This is a genomic window from Streptomyces sp. NPDC051567 (genome assembly GCF_044454165.1).
In the GTDB taxonomy this organism is placed as follows: Bacteria; Actinomycetota; Actinomycetes; order Streptomycetales; family Streptomycetaceae; genus Streptomyces.
The window spans coordinates 206,592-230,535 of sequence record NZ_JBITDK010000003.1 but is presented as its reverse complement, the minus strand read 5'-3'; the positions used below and the strand labels follow the sequence as shown (position 1 = coordinate 230,535).

The following is a 23,944-nucleotide window of genomic DNA, read 5'->3' as shown; positions in this document are numbered from 1 at the left end:
GACTGGCCCGCATGCCGACGAGAGCAACGCCTACGGAGCGCCAGAAGCGGCTCGGAGCGGAACTGCGCAAGATGCGCACCGCTGCCGACGCCACCACCGAGTACGCGGCAGGACTGCTGGGCCTCGACCGCACCAAGGTGTCCAACATGGAGTCGGGGGTTCGGGCCGCGTCGCCCGAGCGGGTACGGATACTGGCCAGCAACTACGAATGCGCGGACACGGCGTACATCGACGCCGTGGTGGGCATGGCGGCCAACCGGGCCCGGGGCTGGTGGGAGCAGTACCGGGGGTCCTTGCCCCAGGGGTTGCTGGACGTCGCCGAACTGGAGTGGAACTCGACCCGCCTGCGCACCATGCAGACCGTGCACCTGCCGGGCCTTCTGCACCTGAGCGACTACGCGCGGGCCGTGTTCGATTCCGCCATCCCGCCGCTGCCGCAGTCCGAGGTCGAGCTGCGGGTGGCGCACCGCCTCATGCGGCAGCAGGTCCTGGAGGGCGAGGGTGCCCGTGAGTACGTCGGCTATGTGCACGAGGCCGCCGTACGGATGCAGTTCGGTGGCCGCCGTGCGACCCGCGCCCAACTGGCGTATCTCTGTGAGGCGACGGAGCGGCCCAACATCACATTGCGCGTGCTGAAGGTGGACGCGGGAGCGTTTCCCGGAGCCGGGCACGCGGTGCTGTACGCCCACGGGGCGGTGCCCCAACTGGACACCGTGCAGCTTGATTCCGCCCACGGCCCGGAATTCACCCATGCCGAGGCACAGTTGTCGAAGTATGACGCGCACCTGCGCTGGATGGATGAGCGCACCCTCGACGAGACGGCCTCGCGCGACTTCATGCACGACATCGCCCGCCAACTCTGAGGAGCCCGCCATGTCAGACATCGACTGGGAAGACGCCTTCTGTGCCGAAGGAAACAACTGCTACCGCTTCGGGACGGACGGGGACGGGAACAGTTACATCGCCGTCGCCGGGCAGGAGGACGTGTACCTGACCGACAACGGTGACGCGTTGCGCTCCCTGATCCGGGACATCAAGGCCGGCAAAGCCGATCACCTGCTCTGACCACATGCGATCTCTGAGGAGAACCATGAACGCCATCGATTGGGAAGACGCCTTCTGCGGCGAGGGGAACAACTGCTACCGCTTCGGGACGGACGGGGACGGGAACAGTTACATCGCCGTCGCCGGGCAGGAGGACGTGTACCTGACCGACAGCGCCGGGGCGCTCCAGGCGCTCATCCGGGAGATCAAGGCAGGGAAGGCCGACCACCTGCTCTGAGGTCCGTGTTCCGAGGTCCGTGTTCTGAGGTTCGCGGACGCGCGGCGGCCCCCGGGAAGTGCATCCCGGGGGCCGCCGTCATGTGGAGGAGTCGGGCTATTCGACCGTGACCGACTTGGCCAGGTTGCGGGGCTTGTCGATGTCGCGGCCCAGGTGAAGGGCCGTGTGGTAGGCGAGGAGCTGGAGGGGGACGCCCATCAGGATCGGGTCGAGCTCGTCCTCGTTCTTGGGGACCAGGATCGTGTGGTCCGCCTTCTCCTGCTCGCGGTGGGCCACCGCGAGGATGCGGCCGCTGCGGGCCTTGATCTCCTCCAGCGCCGCCCGGTTCTTCTCCAGCAGGTCGTCGTCGGGGACGATCGCGACCGTGGGCATCGCCGGCTCGATCAGCGCGAGCGGGCCGTGCTTGAGCTCGGAGGCCGGGTACGCCTCGGCGTGGATGTAGGAGATCTCCTTGAGCTTGAGGGAGGCCTCCAGGGCCACCGGGTAGCCGCGGACCCGGCCGATGAACATCATCGACTTGGCCTCGGCGTACTCGGCCGCCAGCTTTTCGATCTCGTCCTCCCGCGCCAGGATCTCCTGGATCTGCGCGGGCAGCCTGCGCAGGCCCTCGATGATCCGCTTCCCGTCGGTGACGGACAGGTCCCGGATACGGCCCAGGTGCACGGCGAGCAGCGCGAAGGCCACGACCGTGTTGGTGAAGCACTTGGTGGAGACCACGCAGACCTCGGGCCCGGCGTGCACGTACACCCCGCCGTCGGCCTCGCGGGCGATGGCGGAGCCCACCACGTTGACCACGCCCAGGACGCGGGCTCCCTTGCGCTTGAGCTCCTGGACGGCCGCGAGCACGTCGTACGTCTCACCGGACTGCGAGACCGCGATGTAGAGGGTGTCGGGGTCCACGACCGGGTTGCGGTAGCGGAACTCGGAGGCGGGTTCGGCGTCCGCCGGGATGCGGGCCAGGCCCTCGATCAGGCCCGCGCCGATGAGCCCCGCGTGGTACGAGGTGCCGCAGCCCAGGATCTTGACCCGGCGGATGGAACGCGCCTCGCGCGGGTCCAGGTTCAGGCCGCCCAGGTGCACGGTGGAGAAACGGTCGTCGATCCGGCCGCGCAGCGCGCGGTCCACCGCGTCGGGCTGCTCGGAGATCTCCTTGTGCATGTAGGTGTCGTGGCCGCCCATGTCGTACGAGGCCGCCTCCCACTCCACGGTCTCCGGCGTGGCGGTGGTCGTCGTCCCGCTCGTGGTGTACGTGCGGAAGTCGTCGGCCTTCAAGGTGGCCATCTCGCCGTCGTCGAGGGTGACGACCTGGCGGGTGTGGGCGACCAGCGCGGCGACGTCGGAGGCGACGAACATCTCCTTCTCGCCGATGCCCAGCACGACCGGGGAGCCGTTGCGGGCGACGACGATGCGGTCGGCGAAGTCCGCGTGCATGACGGCGATGCCGTAGGTGCCCTCGACGACCTTGAGCGCCTCGCGGACCTTCTCCTCCAGGGAGTCGGCCCCGGAACGGGCGACGAGGTGGACGAGGACCTCGGTGTCGGTCTCGGAGGCGAAGACCACGCCCTCGGACTCCAGCCGGGCGCGCAGCGCGGAGGCGTTGTCGATGATGCCGTTGTGGACGACGGCGACCTTGCCCTCCGCGTCCAGGTGCGGGTGCGCGTTGCGGTCGCTGGGGGCGCCGTGGGTGGCCCAGCGGGTGTGGGCGATGCCGGTGGTGCCCGCGAACCGCTTGGGTACGCGCGCCTCCAGCTCCCGGACCCGGCCCTTGGCCTTGACCATCTTCAGCGCGCCGGACTTCGGGCTGCTGACGACGATGCCCGCCGAGTCGTAGCCCCGGTACTCCAGCCGCTGGAGCCCCTCCAGCAGCAGCGGTGCCACGTCACGCCTGCCGATGTAACCCACGATTCCGCACATACGGTCCTGCCCCTCCTGAGGTTCGGTCGCTCGGCTCAGCCGTAGACGATGCGGCGCAGCTGCCGGAGCGAGAGCTCCGGTGGCGCCACGGCGCGGTGCGGCAGTTCGGCCGCGACGCGCTCGAAGATCTCCGCGTTGACCGCGCCACGGGCCTGGAGCTCGCGGTGGCGGCGGCGCACGAATTCCTCGGTCGTCTCGTCGAAGTAGGCGAGGACGTCGAGCACCACCCGGGCGGCCTCACCGCGCTGGAGCGCGGTGCTGCGCACCAGGTGGTCGACGAGGTCGTCATGCGACGGGCGGCGGTCGAGCACTCGTAGATAGTGACGGGCCAGGGGGTGGAACGCAAAGATCCTGCCCGATATCGGGCAGGATCACGCTGGTCTGGACCAGGGAGCTGTTCTTTTCTCCCCCATGCTTCTCCCCGCCCCGCCGTTCAGAAGCGGCGCAGGGCCGTTCAGAAGCGGCGCAGGGCCGTTCAGGAACGGCACGGGACCGATCAGAATCAGTACGGGACCGTTCAGAAGCGGCGCAGGACCGCCTGCTTGGCCGCCGTGAACTCCTCGGCCGTCAAGATGCCCGCCTGGTGCAGTTCGCCCAGCTCGCGCAGGCGGCGCAGCAGGGCGTCCGGGTCCTCGGGCGGCTCCGCTCCGGCGGCCGGTGCGGCGGGACCGGCCGCCAGCTCCGGGACGGGTGGCGGCGCGGCGGCGGACGAGGCCGCCGGGTGGGGCATCCGTACCGCCACGGCCGCCGCGACCAGCGCCATCAGCGGGTCCTTCTTGAAGCCGAACAGCTCCACCGCGTGCGGGTCGTACTTGGGCGGGGGCGCCGGCGGGGCGCCCGCCAGGGTGAAGCGGAGCCACCCGTTCTCCAGCCCCTTGGACGGGAACCACTCCACCGCCCGCACCTCCCCGACGCGGAAGGCGCGCGGGCCGCCGGAGCGCTTGGCCTCCTCCGTCGTCCAGTTCCACTCCAGGCTCACCCGGTCCCCGTCGAAGGCCGCCGTCCCGTCGCCCGCGCCCACCGTGATCGGCACGGAGGGCCCGGGCAGCAGGTACGCGTCCGAGGGGCCCGGCTCCACTTGCTCCAGCAGCAGGGCGTTGCGGACCGCGTCCACGAAGTACTCGGCCACCCCGGTCCGGTCCGGTTCCACGGTGAGCCGGTACGGGTCCGAGGCCTCGGGCAGCCGCCCGGCGGTCACCTGGAGCAGCGGGTCGGCGCCGTCACGCAGGCGCAGCCGCAGCCGGCCCGCCTTGCGGCCCGGTTCGTGGCTGATCCCGGCCACCGCGCGCAGGGGGACGGCGACCTCGCCGAGGTTCTGGCGCAGCAGGCCCACCCCCTTGTCGCGGCCCGGCACGATGCGCACCGTGTCCCCGTCGAAGGTCCATGTGCCGTCCTTCTGGATGATTTCCGCCATCCGGTGATTCTTGCATCGGCCATGACGGGCCTGTTGGTCTATACCTGGGCCATGAGAGTCCTGCGCCGCACGCTCGGCACCCTCCTCGTCCTCGGCGCGGTCGCCTCCAGCACCGCCTCCTGCACCGCCGCCCGGAGCGACGACGCCCGGCCCGGCGACGAACGCCCCGTCACCCTCGCCCCCTACGAACGGCTGCTGCCCGCCCCGGTCTCCGCCCGCGCCCGGGGCGCCGGTTACGCCTTCGGGCCGGGCACGGTCATCCGTACCGGCCCCGGTTCCGGCCCCGGCTCGCCGGAGGAGGTCCGGCGCGTCGGCGAGCTCCTCGCGGAGCAGTTGCGGGGGCCGAGCGGGCTGCCGCTGCCGGTGGTCGACGGAGCAGAGGGGGACGGCATCCGGCTCCGGCTCGACGGGGAGGCCCGGGACGTGGGGGAGGAGGGGTACCGGCTGGAGACCGGCGCGGACGGGATCACCCTCACCGCGCGGACCCCGGCGGGCCTCTTCCACGGGGGCCAGACGCTGCGGCAGCTGGTGCCGGTGGCCGGTCCGGGGACGGTCCCGGGCGGTACGGTCACCGACGCGCCGAGGTTCGCCTACCGGGGCGCCCTGCTCGACATCGCGCGGCACTTCTTCACCGTCGAGCAGACGAAGCGGTACATCGACCAGCTCGTCCAGTACAAGATCAACACGCTGCACCTGCACCTGACCGACGACCAGGGCTGGCGCCTGGCGATCGACTCGTGGCCGAAGCTGACGGAGTACGGCGGCGCGAGCGAGGCCGGTGGCGGGCCGGGCGGGTACTGGTCCAAGGACGACTACCGGGAGCTGGTGGCCTACGCCTCCGAGCGCTACGTCGACGTGGTCCCCGAGATCGACATGCCGGGCCACACCAACGCGGCCCTCGCCTCGTACCCCGAACTCAACTGCGACGGGAAGGCCCCCGCCCGCTACACCGGGATCGAGGTCGGGTTCAGCTCGCTGTGCGTCGGCAAGGAGCGGACGTACGAGTTCGTCGCGGACGTGCTCGGCGAGCTGGCGGAGCTGACACCGGGCCGCTACCTGCACATCGGCGGCGACGAGGCCCACGCGACCCCGGCGGCCGACTACGCGGCCTTCATGGACCGGGCCCAGCAGGTGGTGGGGCGCCACGGCAAGACGGTGGTCGCCTGGCACCAGCTCACGGCGGCGCGGCCCGTCCCGGGCGCGGTGATCCAGTACTGGGGCCACGACAGGACCCCGGCGGCGGAGAAGGCGGCGGTGACCACGGCCGCGAAGGCGGGCCACCGGCTGATCCTCTCCCCGGCGGACCGGCTCTACCTGGACATGAAGTACGCCAAGGAGACCGCGCCGGGCACGAAGTGGGCCGGGTACGTGCCGGTGCGCCGGGCCTACGACTGGGACCCGGGCGCCTACCTGGCCGGGGTGGAGGAGTCGGCGGTCCTCGGCGTGGAGGCGGCCCTGTGGACGGAGCGGATCGGCACCCGCGCGGAGCTGGAACAGATGGCGTTCCCGAGGATTCTCGGCCTCGCCGAACTGGGCTGGTCCCCGAAGGGCGCGCTGGGCTGGAACACCTACCGCCAACGCCTGTCCGCCCAGGCCCCCCGCCTGGACGCCCAGAACATCTCCTTCCACCGCGCCCCGGACGTCCCCTGGGGGTAGGCCCCCCTCACCCGCGACCCCAACGGCTGACCCGTTGCGAACGCGCAGCCCCGCCCCCACTTGGTGAGTGGTGGGGGCTGAGGCTGCTGATGGTCAGGTGTCCTGGGTGGAGACGGCCGCCCGGTCGGTGTTCTCGGTGTTCTCGGCGTCGAGGTGCGCCGCCACGGCAGACGGTCCGGGGAGGTCTGCGGGCAGGGCGTCCATCAGGAGCTCGTCCACCGGTCGGCCGAGCCAGAACCCGGACTGACGCAGCCTGCCCGACCGTTGGAACCCGGCCTTCTCGTACGCGGCGATCCCGGCCTCGTTCGGTGCGAGGACCTTCAGCCACACCATGCGGAGGGCGCCGAGGTGGAAGGCCCAGTCGAGTGTCAAGCGGGTCGCCTCGATGGCGTAGCCCTTCCCGCGTGCCTCCGGGGCCAGGACGATGACGAACTCGGCAGTCCGGACGAAGGTGTTCACCATGAGTGTGGTGATGCCGATGGGCTTCATGTCATCCAGCCGCACCACCTCGAACTGCGGATAGTTGTGGTTCCCGCGCTGACCGGTCCAACCGGCCTCGCGGGTCTCCCACGCCTGTGGGAACTGGTTGCCGTACCCGAGGACCGTTCCGGGGTCGTTCTCCCAGCGGTGGTATTCGGGCAGCATCTCACGGCGTGGCTGGCCCAGGCCGAGCCGGTTCCCGCGCAGCAGCACCTTCGGTTCGCTCATCCTGTCGTCCTCCTTCCCGGTCCCCGGCGAGCGGGGCCCGGTCCGTCCGGCGTGTACGTCACGGCATACAGGGCGGTGTCCGGGGGTTCGTCCACCGGACACCCGTTCCGGTCAACGATCCATGCGTGCAGTCGCACCGGGTCTCCGGCGACCCCGTGCCGCCACTCGCCCCTCACCCCGGTGACGGCGAGGAGCAAGGCTGCCGCGACGGACTGTTCCAGACAGGCCCACCGGCGGGCATCATCCGGGACGCCCACCGCACAGCGTGCACCGCCGCCTGAGTCCGAGGCCGGCCGGCGGGAGGCAGCGAGCGGCCGATGCAGGCCAGTCGAACGAGCCGGTGGAACTTCCCCGCGCGGTCCCCGGTGGCGGCCACGGCGGCCGTTGCCGCAAGCACGGGCAGAGCTGCCAGCCTCCACGCCCACGGGGCCGAAGGCGGCCGGGTGAGCGCTGCCGTCACCTCGATGGTTCCCCATGAGGGGATCTCCTCCAGATGCTCCACCACCACGGCGCCCACGGGAAGATGCCGACCGGCAGGGAGGGCGGCCCGCAGCTCGGTGCGGCCGGTCCGATAGTTGATCAGCGCACAGGAGGCCGGCAGCATCACCGCCACCACGTCCTCGCTCATCGCGCGACCTTCCCGACCGGCGCCCAGAGCGTCGACTTCGCGGATTCGACCGCCTCCAGCCACATCTCGGCGACCAGCGCGGCCAGCAGGGGCGGCCATACCGACCTGGCTCCCAAGGCCACACCGTGCAGCGCCACCCGCAACGGACCCGGATCGATCAGCCCCATGCCTGCCAGTCGGCCGTCCGCCGAGGTCAGCAGACCGGGCAGGTTCGCCCGTACTCCACGGTGGAAGTCCCCGGCGAACACTCCCTTCGCCGCGCGCCCCCGGTGTGCCTCGGGCAGAACCGGGCCCACCGCGTCGACCAGCAGCGGCTTGTACCGATGTACGGAGAACCGCTCCCAGGACGGTACCGAGACCACCGCGTCCAACAGCGCCCCGTCGAAGTAGGGATGGTGCAGCTCCACCCCCAGGGCGTCCGCCAACTGCACGTCCGCGTAGGCACTGCGCGCCGCGCCGCGGACATCCGCGATCAGCACCGCGTCCGCGTCCTTCGGCGAAGGGGGAGGAGCGCCGGCTGGGCCGAGGAGCCATGGCGGCCTCACCAGCCACGGCCGGTACAGCTGGGACACCGAGCGCGTGAGGGCCGCCCCGACCAACGGCCAGGGGCTGACCCTCCTCAACTGCGACCATGCCAGCGCATCCTGCCCCAGCCGCAGGAGCCGCCACCGCCGCGCCAGATCGACCAGATGTACGGGCGGTGCCATGAACAAGTTGTCGCCCCCGTCTCCCGTCAGGTGGCGGACCGACCCACGTCCGGCGACGTTCAGCAGCTGGGCGGAGAGCATGGCCCACAGCCCGGACGAGGGCGCCGGTTCATCCGTCGCGGGCAGCCGCACTTTCGCCGGGCTGAACGCCAGGTGCTCGGGGTGGAGCGGGAACGGAAGGTGCTCCAGCCCCGGTACCGCCAGTGCCAGCGCCCGCGCGAATCGCAGGTCGCCGCCTTCGGAGATCCCTTCGGGGTGGGCCGTCAGCCCGAGGACCGGTCCGTGCCGTGCGGCGAGCACCGCCACCGAGGTGGAATCGATGCCCGCCACGTCCGAGGACACGGCGACCCCGTCCGCCCGGGACCGTACTCCCTCGCCGAGGGCGGTCGCCACCAGCGGGACGGCCGCGTCGTACGAGCGGCGCGACGGCGTCCACCAGGACGTCACCGCCATGGCTCCTCCCTCACCGAGCAGCAGCCGGTGCCCTGCCGGAACCGGTACCACCCCGGCCCAGGAGCTACGCCCCGCAAGCGGCGTTTGCCGGTCCAGCAGGAACGAGTGCAGCCACTCGGTGTCCACCCGCCCACCGGCCAGGGACGACAGGGCCAGCGACGACGAACCCCAGACCACACCACCCGGTGTCCGCACGGTGAAGAGCGGGAGCGCCGACGCCGCATCACTCAGCACTTCCAACGCCCCGGAGGGGGCAACCCTCGCCACCACGAAGGAACCCGCCCACCCGGTTACCGCACGTGCCAGGTCCGGCGTCGCCGCCGCACGGGCCAGCGCATCCTCGTCGGCCGCGCAGGGACCGAACACGGCGAACCGGAATCCGCAGGGACTCTCCACCACCCTCACCTGCTGCTCCGGTGACGGGCCGACTGCCCACAACGGCGGCTCGCCCCACACCAGCCGCGCCCCGGCGGGCAACACGGCGGGTCCGCCAGGCGCGCACCCTCCAAACCAACGCATCCGACCTTCCTCTCATCTGATCGAGGTGCGGAACGCAGAGCGGCGGCCCCTGACGGAGGCCGCCGCCTGGTGCATCAGCTACGCGGGGACATCAGTTGTACGGCGTCTGCTTGCCCTCCACGCTGCTGCTGGTGGAACCCTGGGTCAGCGTGGCCGCGTCACCCAGGTCGATCACGGCGGGCAGTTCGGCCACGTTCTCCGAACCCTTCGTGTTCTCCGGCTCGTTCATCTCACTCCCTCTTCTCTGCGTTCGTCGGGATGGAACGGCCCATGCGGAATGTGGCACGGGCATCTGGCCGCGCACGCACCTGACAAGGGCTGAGGAGTGCGTGGCGGTCGATGAACTCCACGCTCGCAGACGGCTGTTGGCCGAGGCCACCGCAGTGGCCTATAGGACCGGCCTATATTTCGGGGATGGACTCCCAGCCGGATGTATGGGCCCATCCCGACCTGCGTGCCGCCGCGGCGGGCGGGGACTGGGCAGCGGTGTTGAAGACGTGGCGGACGCTGACCCGCTCCTCCCAGAGCGAGCTGGGCGCGCTCGTCGGCCTGGCGCAGTCGGACGTGTCGGCGATCGAGAACCGGCGCCGGGCGGTCACCTCGGTCGAGGTGCGGCAGCGCATCATCAAGGGCCTGGGCGTACCCGCCGAACTACTGGCGGACAGCATTCCGGCTGTCCTGCCGCTGCCGTCCCTCGTGCTGCCTGGTGTCGTCGCCGACCCGGAGACCGGCCGGCTGGCGGCCATCGGCGCAGGTCTGCGGCTGGACGTGCCGTCGCTGGCCGCCATGGAACGGCTGCTCGCGGAGCACCGCCGGGCCGAGGACACCCTCGGTTCGCGGGTCATGAACGGTGTTGTCCTGGCCCAGTTCGAGGCGGTGGCGGGTCTGTACGGGCAGGCCCGTGGCGCGGTCGCCGACCGTCTGGTCAAGCTGCTGGCCGAGTACGCCCAGTTCCTCGCGTGGATGGCGCAGGACCAGGACCGGGCGCCGGTGGCGCTCGGCTGGTTCGACCGCTCCTACGACTGGGCGCTGGAGTCCGGACACGGCGACATGGCGGCCACGACCATGAGCATGAAGGCACACCTCGCCTGGTCGCAGGGCAACGGGCGGCGATGCGTCCGGCTCGGCGAGGCAGCAGCGGGCACGCCGGGAGCGTCGACAGCCACCCGGGCGATGGCGGTGCAGATGGCCGGACGCGGCTACGCCCTCGACGGCGACCGGACAGCCGCTCACCGCAGGCTCGACGAAGCGCAGCGGATCATCAGCGGCGCGACCGACAACCCGCCCTGGCTGTACTTCTACGGGCCGCACTGGTTCGCCGCGCAGCGGGGCATGGCAGACCTGCACCTCGGCGACTGGCGGGCCGCAGTCGATGACCTCACCGTAGGGCTGGCCGGGTTCGCGCCCGAGTTCCGCCGCGACCGAGCCTGGTACGGGGCCTGCCTCGCCCACGCGTTCGCCGGGGCGGGCGAGGCCGACGCCGCGCTGGACGCCGCGCTCGGCATCCTGGCGGACGCTGCCGAGATCGGCCGCCCCCACGCCTGGGGGGAGCTCCACAAGGTGGCCGCTCTGCTGCTCCGCGGAGGCGCCCCACAAGGGAGGCTGCTGGTCGACGCCCTTACCGCAGCGGACTGATCCAGCCCGTCACTCCGTGGAGGAAGGCGGCCCAGGCGGGTGCGGTGCACCGGAGGCCGGTGCGGGCGGTGTCCTTGCTGTCGCGTACGGCCCGCCCGCCGTCGGCGGTCTCCGCCACCTCGACGCAGTCGCCGCCCACGCCGCTGTAGCTGCTTTTGCGCCAAGTGGTGTTTCGTGGATCGGCGGTGTTCATGTGGGGCGTCGTTTCGGTCTGCATCTACATGTCCTTGCGTACGGAAGTGATCAGTTCCCGGCTGGCGTCCGGGCTCAGCGCGACTTGACGGAGCAGATCGAAGATCGGCGTGTACTCCTCGGTCTCTTCCGGGGACTCCAGAAAGACCGTCCCCGTCCGGTGCTCAAGGCATACGACGTCCGGGAACGCCGGATTGGCGAAGTCGAACAAGACGAAGGGCCCGAACAGTGCCGCGCTGGCACCGGCCTGGTTGGAGACCACACGCAGCTCGATGGCCGGACTCTCCGACATGCGGACCAAGTGGTCGAGCTGCTGCCCCATGACCAGACGGCCGCCCACCTCCATACGGAGCGCGGCCTCGTGCTGGATGACCGAGAAGCGCGGCGGCTCGGGACGGTGAAGGAGTGCCTGTCGTTCCAGTCGTGCCGTCACCAAGGCATCGGCCTGCTCGCGGGAGAGCAGCGGCTGCACGGAGCCAATCGCAGCTCGCGCGTAGTCCGGCGTCTGCAACAGTCCCGCGATCAAGATCGTCTGGAGTGAGCGGATGGAGCGGGCTGTTTCCTCGTAACTGATGAAGTCGGAGTAGGACTCGCGTGTCGCAACTACTCGTTGCACCCAGCCAGGAGGCCGCCCCTTCCCGGCGAGTGCCACCATCTCCTCGATCTGGGTGTCGCTCGTGACGCCGTAGAAGGTGAGCAGATCGCGCAGCTCGCCGAGGGAGATGCCCAATCGGGCGTTCTCGATCCGGTTGATCTTCGTTCGGTGGCAGCCGATCCGTTCGGCCGCGTCGTCGGTCGTCCTGCCGGCTTCCTCGCGGAACTTGATGAGGAGCGCCGAGAGGCGACGACGTCGAACTGGTGGCCTACCAACGGACATTGAACTCTCCCAACTGGGCGTATGCGCCAGAGACTACCTCGCGCAAAAGATCATGGAACCATTTCCAAAGAGCCGCTTGCGGAACGCGTGTGAGCAGAGCAGGCTGGGCCTTGCGTCACTCAAAGTTGCTGCTGGCGACAAAGGGTGATGGCTGTCATGTGCTCAGACGAGAGGACCCCCGCGACCGCGCGAACGGTCCGGGGGCGTGGCCAACGCTTACGAGGAGCGTCAACATGGTGCATTTTATCGGCCCGCACGGGTGGGCGGTGGCCCGGTGAGGGAGCAGGAGCAAGTGGTGCGGCGGTGGCGGCGGGAGGCGCGGTGTGTGGCGCTCGCGCGGGCGGAGCTGCGCAAGGCGCTCGCCGACTGGGGCCTCTCCGAGCTGGAGGGGGACGCCCTGCTGGTCGCGTCCGAACTCGTCACCAACGCCGTACGGCACGCGGTGGGGCCCCGGGACCGGGAGATCGAGACGCGGTACGTGCGGATCGCCGACGGCGTACGGGTCGAGGTGCACGACGCCTGCCCCGGGCTGCCGGAGGTCGCGGTGCCGGACGGCGAAGGCGATGGCGGCCGGGGACTGTTCCTCGTCGCGGCCGTCGCCGACCGGTGGGCCTTCGGGGAGCGCGGCGGACCCGGGAAGCGGGTCTGGGCCGAGCTCTCCGTGAAGACGGCCTGAGGCTGACCTGAGGACGGTGCGAGGTCACCGGCCCGGCATCTGACCGCGCCGGGCCGGTGGTCCGCACCCCCGCGCCCCATGCGGAGTGCGGACCATGCCGGAGTGCACCGGAGTGCGGGAGGACGGAACGGCGAGCGGACCCGTGCTGGGCGGGCGGCGGGTTGCCTTCATGTTCGCCGCCCCAGCACCCCCGTCACTGAGGGCGCTGCCGAATCCCGACTCGGCGGAGCCCCACCCCACCCACGTGGGCGGTGAAGGCGCGTCGCACCCGCAGAGCCGACATCCGAGCTACTGTGGATGTCATGACTTCGGCCTATGAGGACGTGCCCTTCAGCGAGCTGCTCCACCACCCCGCCGCGACCACGCGCAGACTGGACGCCGTCCGCGCGCTACGGCTGCGGCGGCGTGACGCGGGGGACCTGGCCCTGATGCGCGTCGAGCAGATGGAGCGGGACGCCTCGGTCGTGGACTTCACCTCGCGGCTGCTGACGGCTCTGGCGAGGACGGAGAACATCGCCGCCCTGCGCCAGGCGCTGCCCGAGGCGCTGCCGTGGAGCACGTTCCTGCCCGCGGAGGACGTCGACACCCTGCTCCGCGAGCTGGTGGTCACCGCGCGCGGCGCGGTGGCCCTGGACAACCTCGCCCCGATCGCGCTCCTGCTCACCCAGTGGCGCCACAGCGCCGAGGTCCACGCGGACCCCGCGCTGCTCGCCCTCCTCACCCGCGAACCCGAGGGCGATCTCGGGCCGGTACCCGTTCCCGGGGCGGCGGAGTGAGCCCGAAGCGCGGAGACCGGGCCGCGCCGCCCCCGACCGGGGACGAGTACGACCTTCGCTTCGCCAGCTCCGAGGCCGCCGACGGCTGGGAACACCTGGGCCGCCAGGCGGCGGGCAACCTGCGTCGTGCCTTCGAGAAGATCCGTGCCACCCCCCGGGCCGTCGACCATCCCGACCGTCACCACCGCCTCAAGGGCAAGCTCGGTACCGGCACTTTCAAGGGCCAGGAACTGGAACGCTGGCAGTACGAGGTCACAGGCGGCGGACGCGTCTGGTACCTGCTGGACGACACCGGCCGAACCGCGTGGATCACCTACGCGGGCACCGGCCACCCAAAGGCCACGGACTGACCGCACACACCCCGGCGGCGTGCTCGCGGAGGAGGCCAGGCAGGGCTTCGCGGGCACGCCGCCGGGGTGGGGGAGGGGCGGGCGGGTGCCCGAGGGACCGTTTCGGGGAACACCGCCCGCCCCCGGTTCACCGCCGCGCGAAGGGCGCGACGGGGTTCTTGAGGGTGCCGATCAGCTGGAGCGCGGCAGCCGGGTCGGCGATGTCGACCATCTGCTTGTTGTTCCGCAGCTGGAGGCGGTTGAGGCAGGAGAGCTGGAACTCCTCGGCGAAGAGGTCGTACCGCTCGAAGCGCTCCGCGAGCTGCGGCACGGACTCCTGGTAGTCGTGGCCGCAGTCGGCCACCGCCCGCCAGAAGGTCTCCTCCGTGCAGATGCCCTCCGAGGTCAGGATGGAGCCCAGGAAGCGGAAGAAGCAGTCGAAGACGTCCGTGAAGACCGACAGCAGCTTCATGTCTTCCGGGATGTCCGCCCGGACCCGCTCGACCGCGGGCGGCAGGACCGCGTCCGGGTCCATGACCACGATCTCCTCGGCGATGTCCTTGAAGATCGCCCGCTTCACCACGCCGCCTTCGATGACGAGGATGGTGTTCTCGCCGTGCGGCATGTACGCGAGGTCGTACTGGTAGAAGCAGTGCAGCAGCGGCACCAGGTACGCGCGCAGGTAGGAGCGCAGCCACTCGGCCGGGGTGAGGCCCGACTCCGCGATCAGCGCGCCGACGAAGGACTTGCCCTCGGCGTCCACGTGCAGCAGCGAGGCCATCGTGGCCAGGCGCTCGCCCTCCTTGAGGGAGGCCACCGGGGACTCGCGCCAGAGCGCGGCCAGCATCTTGCGGTAGGGCGAGTAGCGGTCGGTGGCGCGCTCGTACTGGCGGTGGTGGTAGCCGATCGCCGCCCGCTCGCGGATGATCGAGAACTCCACCGACCGGAGGACCTCGTCGCCCGCGATCAGCTGGTGCAGCCAGTCGTTGATGGCCGGGGTGGCCTCCATGTACGCGGCCGACAGGCCCCGCATGAAGCCCATGTTCAGGACCGAGATGGCGGTCTTGACGTAGTGCTTCTCCGGCGCGCTGCGGTTGAAGAACGTACGGATCGACTGCTGCGCCAGGTAGGCGTCCTCGCCCTCGCCGAGCAGCACCAGCCTGCGGTTCGCGATCTCGGCGGCGAAGGTGACCGTGGTCTTGTTCCACCACTGCCAGGGGTGGACCGGCAGCAGGTGGTAGTCGGCCAGGTCCAGGCCCAGTTCCGTCATCCGGGCCGCGAAACCGGCGAGGGCGGCCTCGCCCAGCTCGGCGCGGACGAACGAGTCGTGGTCCAGGCCCGCGCCCGCCGTGAAGGTGGAGACGTCCTTGCGGGCGGCGACCCACACCAGGTGGACCGGGTTCGCGGTCTCCGGGGCGTACGCGCGGTAGTCGTGCACGCCGAAGCCGAGCCGGCCGTTGTTGGCCACGAAGCAGGGGTGGCCCTCGGTCATGCCCGTCTCGATGTCCTGGAACGAGGACTTCGCGAGGACGGCGGAGGAGACCTGCGGCTTGGTGTACTTGTAGCCGGTGCCCGCCAGGGTGGAGGAGATCTCCTCCAGGTAGACGGGCAGGACCTCGGCGCTCAGGCCCAGGCTCTCGCGCAGCTCGATGTGGAAGTCGATCGCGTCCAGCGGGAGCTCGGCGCCGTCCCGGTGGCGGGTGAGGGAGGACTCCTCCACCGCCCAGTGGTCCAGGGAGTGCAGGGCGGCGGTGAAGCGGTACTCGACGGTGCCGTCGTCGCTGAGGACCGCGTACCGGGAGTCGCCCAGCGGCTTGGGGGTCAGCAGGCGTTCGTGGGAGAACTCCGCCAGGGCCTTGCGGACCAGGGAGCGGTTGGCGCGCTCCCACAGCTCGGGGGAGAGGTGCGCGATGGCGTCGGAGAGGCTCATATCGCACCCCCGGTGATGCCGGTGGTGCCGGCCGCGCCGGTGGCGGCCTCGAACTGGGCGCGGGTGCAGAAGCTCAGCAGGGCTTCCTTCTCCGGCTTGGTGAGCGGGCCCTCGGGGACGAAGCCGACGGCCGCGTTCAGGGCGTGCACGGCGGTGTTGCGGATGTCCGGCTCCACCACGACGCGCGTCGCGGCCGGGTCCGCGAACACGGCCCCCATGACGGTGGTGATGACGGCCAGGGTGAACCCGTGCAGCGGCCGGTCGCTGGGCGCGACGAGGAAGTGCATGCCGACGTCGCCGTACCGGGCGTCGTAGAGCCCGGCCAGCTCGATCCGGCTCGGGTCGTAGCGCTCCATCAGGAAGGCCGGGCGGCCCTCGTGGAGGCCGATGAAGGCGTCGTGGTGCTCGGCCTCGGTGATCTTCGTGTACTCGCGCTCGACCTCCGCCGGGGTGGCGTCCTGCATCATCCAGAACGCGGCCTTGGGGTGGGTGACCCAGCCGTGCAGGAGTTCCGCGTCGGCCTTCGGGTCCAGGGGGCGGACGGTGAAGGTGCCGAGGGCCGCGTCGGTGCGGCTGTAGAGGGTGGTGGGGGTGGTGGGGGACGTGCTCATGCGAGGGTGCCTTCCGGAGCCGCGAACTGCTGGAACGCGATGGACTTCTCGACCTTGTAGTACTCGCGGCCCAGGAGTTCCCCGATGATGTACGCGTTGCGGTACGCGGCCATGCCCAGGTCGGGCGAGGTGATCGAGTGGTTGTGGACCGTGCCGTTCTGCAGGAACACGCCGCGGCCGGTGGTGTCGATGCTGTAGTTGCGGGCGGCGTCGGGGCGCCCGTGGCTGTCGAAGTTCAGCCGCTCGCGCACCGGGGCCAGGAACTCCGGGACGCTGTACTTGTAGCCGGTGGCCAGCACCAGGCCCTCGGTGGTGATCGAGAAGTCGCGCTCCTGCTCCTCCTGGCGGACCCCCAGGGTGTACGTGCCCGTGGTGGTGTCGTACGCCGCCGAGTTGAGGGAGGTGTTGGTCAGCAGGCTGGTGGTGACCGGGCCCGAGGAGGTGACCTTCTTCTGGTAGAGCAGGTCGAAGATGGCGTTGATCAGCTCGCCGTCGATGCCCTTGAAGAGGTTCTTCTGCTGGGTCTCCAGCCGGTAGCGGGTCTGCTCCGGGAGCGCGTGGAAGTAGTCCACGTACTCCGGGGAGGTCATCTCCAGCGTCAGCTTGGTGTACTCCAGCGGGAAGAACCGCGGGGAGCGGGTGACCCAGTTGAGCTGGTAGCCGTGGACGTCGATCTCCGCGAGGAGGTCGTAGTAGATCTCGGCCGCGCTCTGGCCGGAGCCGACCAGGGTGATCGATTTCTTCCGCTGGAGCTCCGCCTTGTTCTGCATGTAGGCGGAGTTGTGGAGGAAGTCGCCGCCGAGGTCCTCGCAGGCGGCGGGGACGAACGGCGGGGTGCCGGTGCCCAGGACCAGGCGGCGGGCGCGGAAGGTCTCGCCCCGGTCGGTGTGGACCTCGTACAGGCCGGCCTGCTCTTCGTAGGTGACCTCGGTGACGGAGGTCGACCACGCGACGTTCTCCAGGCGGTCCGCGGCCCAGCGGCAGTAGTCGTTGTACTCGGTCCGCAGCGGGTAGAAGTTCTCCCGGATGTAGAAGGAGTACAGCCGGTCCTTCTCCTTCAGGTAGTTCAGGAAGGAGAACGGCGAGGTCGGGTCGGCGAGGGTGACCAGGTCCGACATGAACGGCGTCTGAAGGTGGGCGCCGTCCAGGAACATTCCGGCGTGCCACTCGAAGTGCGGCTTCGACTCGATGAAGAGACCGTCGAGCTCCTCGATCGGCGCGGTCAGGCAGGCGAGCCCCAGGTTGAAGGGGCCGAGGCCGATACCGATGAAGTCGAGAGGCCGGCGGGGCTCACGAGGCGTGGACAAGGGATTCTCCCAGGTACTGCTCGGCGTGGGACGCGAGGAGGTCGAGGACGGCCGTGATGTCGGCGGTCGTGGTCTGCGGGTTGAGGAGGGTGAACTTCAGGTACTGGTTCCCGTCCACCTTGGTGCCCGCGACGACGGCCTCGCCGGAGGCGAACAGGGCCTTGCGGGCGTGCAGGTTGGCCTCGTCGAGGAGGTCGGCGCGGACCTCGCCCGCTTCCGGGCCCGGGACGTAGCGGAAGACCAGGGTGGAGATCTGCGGTTTGACGACGACCTCGAAGCGCGGGTCGGCGTCGATGATGTCCCAGCCGGCCGCGGCCAGGGTGATGACCTCGTCGAAGAGCGAGCCGATGCCGTCGGCGCCCATGACGCGCAGGGTCATCCAGAGCTTGAGCGCGTCGAAGCGGCGCGTGGTCTGGATGGACTTGTCCACCTGGTTGGGGATGCGCTCCTCGGCCATCCGGCGCGGGTTGAGGTAGTCCGCGTGGTAGGTGGCGTGCTTGAGGGTGTCGCGGTCGCGGACCAGCATGGCGCTGGAACTGACGGGCTGGAAGAAGGACTTGTGGTAGTCGACCGTGACCGAGTCGGCCCGCTCGATGCCGTCGAGGAGGTGCCGGCGGGTGGGGGAGACCAGCAGTCCGCAGCCGTACGCGGCGTCCACGTGCATCCACGCGGTGTGCTCGGCGGCCAGGCGGGCGATCTCGGGGAGCGGGTCGATGGACCCGAAGTCGGTGGTGCCGGCGGTGGCGACGACGGCCATCGGGAAGAGGCCGTCGCGGCGGCAGTTCTCCAGCTCCAGGGCGAGTACCGCGGTGTCCATCCGGCGGTTGCGGTCGACCGGGACGGCGATGACGGCCTCGTAGCCGAGTCCGAGCATGGCGGCCGACTTCTTCACGCTGAAGTGGCTGGCCTCGGAGGTGAAGATGCGGAGCTTGGGGAGGACCTCGGACTTCGGGAGTTCGCGCCCGGTGTCCAGGGCCTCCTTCATGACGATCCGGCAGGCCTCGTCACGGGCGAGGAGCAGCGCGTGGAAGTTGGACTGGCTGCCGCCGGAGGTGAAGATGCCGTCCGCGCCGGGGCCGAGGCCGATGCGCTGGGCGGTCCAGTCGATGAGGCGGCGCTCGATGAGCGTGCCGCCGATGGACTGGTCCCAGGTGTCGAGGGAGGAGTTGACGGCGGAGAGGATGGCCTCGCCGAGCACCGCGGGGATGACGACGGGGCAGTTGAGGTGCCCGAGGTAGCGCGGGTGGTGGAAGTACACCGCGTCGCGCAGGTAGACCTCTTCCAGCTCGTCGAGGGCGGCGGCCGGGTCGTCCAGCGGCGTGTCCAGGTCTATCCCGTTGATGACGGGGGCCAGTTCGTCGACGGATATGCCGGTGTGGGGGCGGCGCGTGGACGCGAGTTTGGCGGCGACGCGGTCGACGCCCTCGGTGACGGAACGCCGGTAGAGGTCCGCGGTCGTCTCGTTGAGCAGATGCGAACGCATCAACTTTCCTCCGGGCAGGGGAAGAGGGGGGTGGAAGTGCGGAGTTTAGGTTAGCCTAACCTAAGCCCTGATCCAAATGCGGATGAGCCCCGACTTCCGGCCGGGGCCCATCTGTCCGAAATTCGCACGGTCCACGGGAGTTGACGCCCGGGGTCGCTCAAGGTCGAGCAGGGTCGTTCAGGGTCGCTCAGGTCGTGCGGGGCCGCCCGGAGCCCCGAAGGGCCCCGGGGGTCACGCGGTCCACGACGGTCCACGGCGAGCCATGACGGCCTGTGGCGGCCTGGCTGGTTCACAGCGGTCTGCGGCGCTCTGTGACGGTCTACAGCGCGGAGGCGGGGTCCTCGCTGGCGGCCTTGCCCGCGTACGCCTCGGCGAGCAACTGCTCCTCGCTCGCGCCGAGCCGCCAGTACCCGGTGAAGCGCACGGCGCGCCGGTCGACGCAACGTTCCTGCACGAAGTGGCGGCGCACCGCGCGAATCGTGCCCGACTCGCCCGCCAGCCACACGTACGGAGTCAGGGCGGCCGTCGGCCCGTCCGCGCGGAGCGCCTCCAGCACGGCCCCGGTCCGCTCCCGGCCCGCGCTCTCGCGCACGATCCAGGTGATGTCCGCGTCCGCGGGGGTGGCCAGGTCCAGGCGGTCGTCCGCGTGCGGGACCTCGAACCAGGCCCGCACCCGGGTCCCGGCGGGCAGCCGGTCCAGGATCGCGGCGGCGGCCGGGAGCGCGGTCTCGTCCGCGTACATCCAGATCGCGTCGCTGCCGGCCGGCGGCTGGAACCGCACGGACTTGTTCTCCGCGACGGCCGGGCCGATCGCCAGGACGCGGCTGCCCACGACGGCCCGCGCGGCCCAGTCGGCGGCGGGGGAGCCCGCCGCGTGCGCGGCCCCCTCCTCGGCGCCGTGCAGGACGAAGTCGATGTCGACCTCCTCGGTGCCCCCGTCCGTACGCCGCTGCTCGCGCACGGTGTACGAGCGCATCACCGGACGCTCCTCGTCCGGTATCCCCCGCCAGGCGGCGAACCAGGTGTCCTCGTCCGTGGACGGGAGCACCGTGTGCTCCTGGTGCGCGAGCGGCAGGAAGAGCGACAGGCTCTGGTCGAACCCGCCCGAGCGGAAGCCCGTGAGGGACTCGCCGCCGAAGGTGACGCGCAGGAACGAGTGGCCGACGCGGCGGGTGCGGACCACTTCCATCGCGAAGAAGCGGAAGTGGGCGACGGCCGGGGCGTCGGGCGCGGTGACGGGCGCGGTGACGGGCGCGGTGACGGACATGCGGTGGGTCCCCCCTGGGAATCGATCGGGAATCGATGCGGGTGCGCCGCCGGGGGCCGTGCCCCGGGCATCGAGCCCGGGGCACGGCCCCCGTCACGGCGCTGAGGTCAGCTGACCTTCTTGGCGTTCTGGACGGCCTTCGCGAGGTCCTCCAGGATCTGGGCGCACTTGTCGTACGAGTAGATCGGCTCGGTCACGCGCGGCACGACCTGGCCGGCCTTGACCGCGGGGAGCTGGGCCCAGGTCGGCTTCGCCGTCAGGGCTTCCGGCTGGAGGGCGCTGGTGCGGTTGTCCAGCAGGATGACGTCAGCCGGGTACTTGCCGGCGTTCTCCCAGCTCAGAGACTCGAAGAAGCCACCCTCGTCCAGCTTCTGCGGAGTGATGAACTCGACGCCGAGCTGCTCGAAGTACTTCAGGTCGGCCGAGGTCTTCGGGGTGGAGACGTAGAACAGGTCCGCCGAGCCGGAGCCGACGAGCACCTTGACGCCCGGGTTGGCCTTGGTGGCCTCGCGGACCTTGGCGGAGGCGGCCTCGAAGCGGGCCTTGGCGTCCGTGTTGGCCTGGGAGGCCAGGTCGGCGCCGAGGGACCGGGCCAGGTCGGCGGTGCGCGCCAGCGCCTTGTCGAGGGTGGCGTCGCCGCCCACGGAGATCGCGGCGGCCGGGGCCAGCTTCGTGATCTTGTCCTTGGACGCCTCCGGCACGTACCAGTAGCTGCCGTCCCAGGTGTTGGTGACGAGCAGGTCGGGCTGGAGGGCCGCGTACTTCTCGACGTTGAACTGGTCGTAGACGTTGCCGAGGATCTCGACCTTGGAGATGTCCATCGAACCGGCCTGGACGTCGGCCTTGCCGTCGGCGGTCTTCGTCGGGCCGAAGACGCCCTTGACGGGGATGCCGTAGTCGTACAGCGCGGCGGCGGTGCCGGTGAAGGCGACGATGTTCTTCGGCGTCGACTTGGCGGTGATTTCCTTGCCGAGGTCGTCCTTGAAGGACCAGGGGCCCGAGGCCGCGCCGCCCTGGTCCGCGCCGCCCGTCTTCTCGTCCTTCGCGGGGTCCGCACCGCCGCAGGCGGTGAGCGCCGCGACGAGGCCGAGGGCGCCGCCGGCCGCGATGACACCGCGACGGGAGAGGAGGGAGGTGGGGGGCTTGGGCATGGCGATGTATCCGATTTCGTGCGTATCAGGTCAGGTGACCACGGGCCGTTCGCAGGGAAGGTTAGCCTAACCTTGGCTAGAAATGTGTGGCCTTCCGTGCCCCCTGGGGCTCCTGTGGCGAGGCTCACCCGGCCCCCGCCGCCCGGCCCCGCCCTGCCCTCCGCGCACCGCTCCGCACCGCCCCGCCCGGTCTCCAGGGCCGGGGCCGGTGCGGGACCGCCCCGGCTCAGCCGGGGAAACCCAGCTCGCGGGCGATGAGTATGCGCTGGACCTCGCTGGTCCCCTCGCCGATCTCCAGGATCTTGGAGTCCCGCCACATCCGGGCCACCGGGTACTCGTTCATGAACCCGTAGCCGCCGTGGATCTGGGTGGCCTCGCGCGCGTTGTCGACGGCGACCGTCGAGGAGTACAGCTTGGCGAGGGCCGCCTCCTTCTTGAAGGACTCGCCGTGGACGAGGCGGGAGGCCGCGTCCCGCCAGCCGACCCGGGCCATGTGCGCGCGCATCTCCATGTCCGCGAGCTTGAACTGGATGGCCTGGTTGTCGCCGATCGGGCGGCCGAAGGCCCGGCGCTCCTTCGCGTACTTCACCGACTCGTCCACGCAGCCCTGCGCGAGACCGGTGGCGAGCGCCGAGATCGCGATGCGGCCCTCGTCCAGGATGCGCAGGAACTGGGCGTAGCCGCGCCCCTCCTCGCCGAGGAGGTTGGCGAGGGGGACGCGTACGTCGGTGAAGGACAGCTCGCGGGTGTCCGAGGCGTTCCAGCCGACCTTGGAGTAGGGGGCGGCCACCGTGAAGCCCGGGGTGCCGGACGGGACGATGATCGAGGAGATCTGCGGGCGGCCGTCCGCCGTGCGGCCCGTCACGGCGGTGACGGTGACCAGGGCGGTGATGTCCGTACCGGAGTTGGTGATGAAGCACTTCGAGCCGTTGATCACCCACTCGTCGCCGTCGCGGACGGCCGTGGTGCGGGTGCCCCCGGCGTCGCTGCCGCCGTCCGGTTCGGTCAGGCCGAAGGCGCCGAGGCTCTCGCCCGCGCACATTCCCGGCAGCCACCGCCGCTTCTGCTCCTCGGTGCCGAAGAGGTGGATCGGCATCGCGCCGAGGGAGACCCCGGCCTCCAGGGTGATGGCGACGGAGGAGTCGACGCGGGCCAGCTCCTCCAGGGCGATGCCCAGGGCGAGGTAGTCGCCGCCCATGCCCCCGTACTCCTCGGGGAAGGGCAGGCCGAACAGGCCCATGCGGCCCATCTCGCGGACGATCTCGTACGGGAACTCGTGGCGCTCGTAGAAGTCGCCGATCCTGGGCGCCACCACGTCGTGCGCGAACGCCTCCACGGTGCGGCGGAGTTCCTCGTGCTCGGGGGTGAGCCGGTGGTCGAGGGACATGGTCTTCGTCACTCCTTGGGGGACGGTGCCTGGTTCAAGAGGGCGCGGACGGTACGGGAGGGGCTGGGGCGGCCCAACTGCCCGGCCATCCACCCGCTCGTGGCGGTGAGGGCGGCCAGGTCTACCCCGGTCTCGATGCCGAGGCCGTCGAGCATCCAGACCAGGTCCTCGGTGGCGAGGTTGCCGGTGGCGCTCTTCGCGTACGGGCAGCCGCCGAGGCCGCCGGCGGAGGCGTCGACCGTGCTCACGCCGTGCTGGAGCGCGGCGAGGGTGTTGGAGAGGGCCTGGCCGTAGGTGTCGTGGAAGTGCACGCCGATCCGGTCGGTGCCCACGCCCGCCCCTTTCAGCGCGCGGAGCAGGGCCAGGACATGGCCGGGCGTGGCGACGCCGATGGTGTCGCCGAGGCTCAGCTCGTCGCAGCCGAGGTCGAGCAGGGCGCGGGCGGTGCCGACCACCTGGTGGACCGGGACCGGGCCCTCCCACGGGTCGCCGAAGCACATCGAGAGGTAGCCCCTGACGTGGGCCCCCTCCCGCTTGGCGCGGGCCACGACGGGCTCGAACATGGCGAGGGACCCGGCGACGGTCCGGTTGAGGTTGCGGGCGGCGAAGGTCTCGGTGGCCGAACCGAAGACGGCGATCCGGCGCGCGCCGAGCGCCAGCGCCCGGTCGAGCCCGCGCTCGTTGGGGACGAGGACGGGGAGCGCGGCCCCCACGTCGGCGAGGAGCGGGAAGAGTTCCTCGGCGTCGGCGAGCTGGGGGACCCACTTCGGGTGGACGAAGCTGGTGGCCTCGATGGTGGCCAGGCCCGCCGCCGCCAGCCGGTGGACGAACTCGGCCTTGACGGCGGTGGGTACGGTCGTCTTCTCGTTCTGGAGCCCGTCGCGCGGGCCGACCTCGTGGATGCGGACCCGGGCCGGCAGACCGGGGGCCGGCACGGCCATGGGCAGCCCGGCCGGACCGGTGAACTCTCCCGGCCCGCTCTGGCCGCTCGGCCCGTCCCGCCCGTCCGGTGCCTGCGTCCCGTCCGGCGCCTTCGGCCCGT

General features: G+C 71.0%; 26 protein-coding genes. 8 read left to right on the top strand and 18 right to left on the bottom strand.

Features of this window, described 5'->3' with window-relative positions; all coding sequences use genetic code 11:
- The first annotated feature begins 11 nt into the window (after positions 1-11).
- Genes ACIA5F_RS05180 through ACIA5F_RS05170 form a run of 3 tightly spaced genes read left to right on the top strand, consistent with a single transcriptional unit; the run spans position 12 to position 1,282 of the window.
- On the top strand, positions 12-863 hold the full coding sequence (locus ACIA5F_RS05180) for a helix-turn-helix domain-containing protein (RefSeq protein WP_399349282.1): 852 nt from the start codon (positions 12-14) through the stop codon (positions 861-863).
- Between the two features lie 10 nt (positions 864-873).
- Positions 874-1,065 (top strand): hypothetical protein, encoded by a 192-nt coding sequence (locus tag ACIA5F_RS05175; protein ID WP_399349280.1) that lies wholly within the window; start codon positions 874-876, stop codon positions 1,063-1,065.
- Between the two features lie 25 nt (positions 1,066-1,090).
- Complete coding sequence (locus ACIA5F_RS05170; RefSeq protein WP_399349278.1) at positions 1,091-1,282, top strand: hypothetical protein; 192 nt, start codon at positions 1,091-1,093, stop codon at positions 1,280-1,282.
- Positions 1,283-1,378: 96 nt separating this feature from the next.
- On the opposite strand, the gene glmS is transcribed toward ACIA5F_RS05170, so the two are convergent.
- From glmS to ACIA5F_RS05155, 3 genes are all read right to left on the bottom strand, one after another.
- A complete protein-coding gene (gene glmS / locus ACIA5F_RS05165) occupies positions 1,379-3,196 on the bottom strand; it encodes a glutamine--fructose-6-phosphate transaminase (isomerizing) (protein WP_399349276.1) in 1,818 nt (605 codons plus the stop codon).
- A 35-nt stretch (positions 3,197-3,231) separates the two neighbouring features.
- Positions 3,232-3,507 carry a hypothetical protein gene (locus tag ACIA5F_RS05160; protein WP_399349274.1) on the bottom strand — a complete coding sequence of 92 codons (276 nt, stop codon included), beginning with the start codon at positions 3,505-3,507 and terminating at the stop codon, positions 3,232-3,234.
- Between the two features lie 206 nt (positions 3,508-3,713).
- Positions 3,714-4,610 (bottom strand): DUF4429 domain-containing protein, encoded by an 897-nt coding sequence (locus tag ACIA5F_RS05155; RefSeq protein WP_399349272.1) that lies wholly within the window; start codon positions 4,608-4,610, stop codon positions 3,714-3,716.
- A 51-nt stretch (positions 4,611-4,661) separates the two neighbouring features.
- On the opposite strand from ACIA5F_RS05155, the gene ACIA5F_RS05150 reads away from it, so the two are divergent.
- Positions 4,662-6,266: a beta-N-acetylhexosaminidase gene (locus tag ACIA5F_RS05150; RefSeq protein WP_399349270.1), complete on the top strand. Its 1,605-nt coding sequence runs from the start codon at positions 4,662-4,664 to the stop codon at positions 6,264-6,266.
- Positions 6,267-6,359: 93 nt separating this feature from the next.
- Here ACIA5F_RS05150 and ACIA5F_RS05145 read toward each other — a convergent pair whose 3' ends face one another.
- The 5 genes from ACIA5F_RS05145 to ACIA5F_RS05125 all read right to left on the bottom strand — a co-directional run bounded on the left by ACIA5F_RS05145 (position 6,360) and on the right by ACIA5F_RS05125 (position 9,510).
- The gene (locus ACIA5F_RS05145) at positions 6,360-6,974 is read right to left on the bottom strand and encodes a GNAT family N-acetyltransferase (RefSeq protein ID WP_399349268.1); all 615 of its coding nucleotides are present in this window, start codon (positions 6,972-6,974) and stop codon (positions 6,360-6,362) included.
- Positions 6,971-7,231: a lasso peptide biosynthesis B2 protein gene (locus ACIA5F_RS05140; protein WP_399349266.1), complete on the bottom strand. Its 261-nt coding sequence runs from the start codon at positions 7,229-7,231 to the stop codon at positions 6,971-6,973. The genes ACIA5F_RS05145 and ACIA5F_RS05140 overlap by 4 nt, the downstream gene beginning before the upstream one ends.
- Positions 7,147-7,602, bottom strand: coding sequence for a hypothetical protein (locus tag ACIA5F_RS05135; RefSeq protein ID WP_399349613.1), 456 nt, complete (start codon positions 7,600-7,602; stop codon positions 7,147-7,149). Before ACIA5F_RS05135 ends, ACIA5F_RS05140 begins: the two co-directional genes overlap by 85 nt.
- A complete protein-coding gene (locus tag ACIA5F_RS05130) occupies positions 7,599-9,281 on the bottom strand; it encodes an albusnodin/ikarugamycin family macrolactam cyclase (RefSeq protein ID WP_399349264.1) in 1,683 nt (560 codons plus the stop codon). The genes ACIA5F_RS05135 and ACIA5F_RS05130 overlap by 4 nt, the downstream gene beginning before the upstream one ends.
- Before the next feature lie 91 nt (positions 9,282-9,372).
- A complete protein-coding gene (locus ACIA5F_RS05125; RefSeq protein ID WP_399349262.1) occupies positions 9,373-9,510 on the bottom strand; it encodes an albusnodin family lasso peptide in 138 nt (45 codons plus the stop codon).
- A gap of 185 nt (positions 9,511-9,695) precedes the next feature.
- Between ACIA5F_RS05125 and ACIA5F_RS05120 the strand changes: the two genes are divergently transcribed.
- Positions 9,696-10,916 carry a helix-turn-helix domain-containing protein gene (locus ACIA5F_RS05120; RefSeq protein ID WP_399349260.1) on the top strand — a complete coding sequence of 407 codons (1,221 nt, stop codon included), beginning with the start codon at positions 9,696-9,698 and terminating at the stop codon, positions 10,914-10,916.
- On the opposite strand, the gene ACIA5F_RS05115 is transcribed toward ACIA5F_RS05120, so the two are convergent.
- Entirely contained in the window at positions 10,900-11,133 is a 234-nt protein-coding gene (locus tag ACIA5F_RS05115) for a DUF397 domain-containing protein (RefSeq protein WP_399349258.1), read from the bottom strand. The genes ACIA5F_RS05120 and ACIA5F_RS05115 overlap by 17 nt on opposite strands.
- On the bottom strand, positions 11,134-11,985 hold the full coding sequence (locus tag ACIA5F_RS05110; protein WP_399349256.1) for a helix-turn-helix transcriptional regulator: 852 nt from the start codon (positions 11,983-11,985) through the stop codon (positions 11,134-11,136). It abuts the gene before it with no gap.
- Positions 11,986-12,259: 274 nt separating this feature from the next.
- Between ACIA5F_RS05110 and ACIA5F_RS05105 the strand changes: the two genes are divergently transcribed.
- The 3 genes from ACIA5F_RS05105 to ACIA5F_RS05095 all read left to right on the top strand — a co-directional run bounded on the left by ACIA5F_RS05105 (position 12,260) and on the right by ACIA5F_RS05095 (position 13,787).
- The gene (locus ACIA5F_RS05105; RefSeq protein WP_399349254.1) at positions 12,260-12,661 is read left to right on the top strand and encodes an ATP-binding protein; all 402 of its coding nucleotides are present in this window, start codon (positions 12,260-12,262) and stop codon (positions 12,659-12,661) included.
- Between the two features lie 302 nt (positions 12,662-12,963).
- Complete coding sequence (locus tag ACIA5F_RS05100; RefSeq protein WP_399349252.1) at positions 12,964-13,437, top strand: hypothetical protein; 474 nt, start codon at positions 12,964-12,966, stop codon at positions 13,435-13,437.
- Positions 13,434-13,787 carry a hypothetical protein gene (locus ACIA5F_RS05095; RefSeq protein ID WP_399349250.1) on the top strand — a complete coding sequence of 118 codons (354 nt, stop codon included), beginning with the start codon at positions 13,434-13,436 and terminating at the stop codon, positions 13,785-13,787. Before ACIA5F_RS05100 ends, ACIA5F_RS05095 begins: the two co-directional genes overlap by 4 nt.
- A 127-nt stretch (positions 13,788-13,914) precedes the next feature.
- Here ACIA5F_RS05095 and ACIA5F_RS05090 read toward each other — a convergent pair whose 3' ends face one another.
- The 8 genes from ACIA5F_RS05090 to ACIA5F_RS05055 form a co-directional block, all read right to left on the bottom strand.
- Entirely contained in the window at positions 13,915-15,696 is a 1,782-nt protein-coding gene (locus ACIA5F_RS05090) for an IucA/IucC family protein (protein WP_399349248.1), read from the bottom strand.
- A complete protein-coding gene (locus ACIA5F_RS05085; RefSeq protein ID WP_399349246.1) occupies positions 15,693-16,307 on the bottom strand; it encodes a GNAT family N-acetyltransferase in 615 nt (204 codons plus the stop codon). The genes ACIA5F_RS05090 and ACIA5F_RS05085 overlap by 4 nt, the downstream gene beginning before the upstream one ends.
- On the bottom strand, positions 16,304-17,614 hold the full coding sequence (locus tag ACIA5F_RS05080) for a lysine N(6)-hydroxylase/L-ornithine N(5)-oxygenase family protein (protein ID WP_399349244.1): 1,311 nt from the start codon (positions 17,612-17,614) through the stop codon (positions 16,304-16,306). The genes ACIA5F_RS05085 and ACIA5F_RS05080 overlap by 4 nt, the downstream gene beginning before the upstream one ends.
- The gene (locus ACIA5F_RS05075) at positions 17,598-19,097 is read right to left on the bottom strand and encodes a pyridoxal phosphate-dependent decarboxylase family protein (RefSeq protein ID WP_399349242.1); all 1,500 of its coding nucleotides are present in this window, start codon (positions 19,095-19,097) and stop codon (positions 17,598-17,600) included. Before ACIA5F_RS05075 ends, ACIA5F_RS05080 begins: the two co-directional genes overlap by 17 nt.
- A 319-nt stretch (positions 19,098-19,416) precedes the next feature.
- Positions 19,417-20,364 (bottom strand): siderophore-interacting protein, encoded by a 948-nt coding sequence (locus ACIA5F_RS05070; RefSeq protein WP_399349240.1) that lies wholly within the window; start codon positions 20,362-20,364, stop codon positions 19,417-19,419.
- Between the two features lie 107 nt (positions 20,365-20,471).
- Positions 20,472-21,515, bottom strand: coding sequence for an ABC transporter substrate-binding protein (locus ACIA5F_RS05065; protein WP_399349238.1), 1,044 nt, complete (start codon positions 21,513-21,515; stop codon positions 20,472-20,474).
- A gap of 226 nt (positions 21,516-21,741) precedes the next feature.
- Positions 21,742-22,902 carry an acyl-CoA dehydrogenase family protein gene (locus ACIA5F_RS05060; protein ID WP_399349236.1) on the bottom strand — a complete coding sequence of 387 codons (1,161 nt, stop codon included), beginning with the start codon at positions 22,900-22,902 and terminating at the stop codon, positions 21,742-21,744.
- Between the two features lie 8 nt (positions 22,903-22,910).
- A complete protein-coding gene (locus ACIA5F_RS05055; protein WP_399349583.1) occupies positions 22,911-23,843 on the bottom strand; it encodes a hydroxymethylglutaryl-CoA lyase in 933 nt (310 codons plus the stop codon).
- Positions 23,844-23,944 lie beyond the last annotated feature (101 nt).